General features: G+C 71.4%; 2 protein-coding genes. Both read right to left on the bottom strand.

The genetic code is table 11. The features are described 5' to 3' along the window. A partial coding sequence (iolB, locus tag HY68_RS16580; protein ID WP_041996278.1) for a 5-deoxy-glucuronate isomerase occupies positions 1-875 on the bottom strand: 875 nt, incomplete at its 3' end. Between the two features lie 47 nt (positions 876-922). Next, positions 923-1,613: hypothetical protein (locus HY68_RS16575; protein ID WP_041989515.1), on the bottom strand; the 691-nt coding region annotated here is incomplete at its 5' end.

Below are 1,613 nucleotides of genomic sequence, written 5' to 3'. Positions count from 1 at the left end.
GGCAGCCGCGGGTCGACGTCCTGGCCGGGCCAGGTGTCCCGGATCCAGCCGTGGTCGGGGTGGTCGCTGATCAGCCACTCCCTGGTCTCGCCGGGACCTGCCATCACGTTCAGGTAGTACATGTCGTGTCCCGGCGCCGCGACGGACGGGCCGTGCCAGCCGTCCGGGATGAGCACCGTGTCACCGCTGCGGACCTCGGCCAGTACGTCACTGCCGCCGGGCCGCGAGGGTGAGACACGGTGGTAGCCGAGCGCGGATCCGGCGCCGTGCGCGCCCGGGTCGATCTCGAAGTAGTAGATCTCCTCCAGCACCGACTCGGTGCCGGGGAGCGGTTCGTCGTGCTTGTGCGGCGGGTACGACGACCAGTTGCCGCCGGGGGTCAGCACCTCGACGGCGATGAGCCGGTCGCACGCGAAGACGCCGGCGGCCGCGAAGTTGTTGACCTGGCGGGAGCAGCCCCCCGCGCCGCGCAGTTCGACCGGAACCTCCGATGCGGGGCCGTAGCGAGCGGGGAGTCGTCGCTCGCACTTCGCTCCTGCCAGGGCGAAGCGGCCTCCCGCATCGGAGGAGATCTGGGCATCGGCGTCGCGCGGTACGTAGCCGAAGTCCGTGACGCCGCTGAACACGCTTTCTCTGCCCAGCAGTTCCATGACCTCACCCTCGGTACGCACCGTACAACCGCCGTTCAGCGGAATGACGATCCATTCGCTGTCTCCGGTGGCGAACGCGTGGGTGGCGCCGGGCGCGAGCTCGACGACGCGCAGCGCGCTGTGGGTCCAGCCGGCCCGCTCGGGGCCGATGTCGAGCGCGTACGGGCCGGCCGCCGCGCTGCCCGCCGGCACGTACAGCCGCGCCTTGTCCTGCTCGGTCGTCATACCTGTTTCCTACCCTTCAACCGCCCGCCTGGGCAGTCCCATGACCGTCAGAGCAGTCCTACGGCCGTGTCGACGGCTCCCGCCACGTCCCCGTCGGCCGGATAGAGCAGCGAGCGCCCCACCACGAGACCCTGCACGGTGGGCAGCCGCAGGGCCTTGCGCCATTTCTCGTACGCGCCCTCCTGGTCGCCGCCGATCTCGCCGCCCAGCAGGACAGCGGGCAGCGTCGAGGTCTCCATGACCCGGGCCATATCGTCGGGGTCCTCGGTAACGGGAACCTTCAGCCAGGTGTACGCGGAGCTGCCGGCGAGACCCGACGCGATGGCGATGGAGCGGGTCACCGCGTCGGCGCTCAGGTCGGTACGGAGCCGTCCGTCGACCCGGCGGCAGACGAACGGCTCGACGAAGACGGGCAGCTTGCGCTCCGCCATGGCGTCGACGGCGCGCGCCGCCGAGTGGATCGTGTCGAGGGAGCCCGGGTCGTCGTAGTCGATGCGCAGCAGCATCTTGCCCGCGTCGAAGCCGTGCCCGGCGATGTCCTCGGGGCGGTGTCCGGTGAAGCGGTCGTCGAGTTCGAACGCGGCGCCCGCGAGTCCGCCGCGGTTCATCGAGCCGATGACGACGCGGTCGTCGAGCGCGCCTATGAGGAGCAGGTCGTCCAGGACGTCGGCGCTGCCGAGCACGCCGTCCACGCCGGGGCGGGAGAGGGCGAGGCACAGCCGCTCCAGCAGGTCGGCG

The sequence above is a fragment of the Streptomyces sp. AcH 505 genome, assembly GCF_000818175.1.
GTDB lineage: Bacteria > Actinomycetota > Actinomycetes > Streptomycetales > Streptomycetaceae > Streptomyces.
This window is presented reverse-complemented; position numbering and strand designations above follow the sequence as displayed.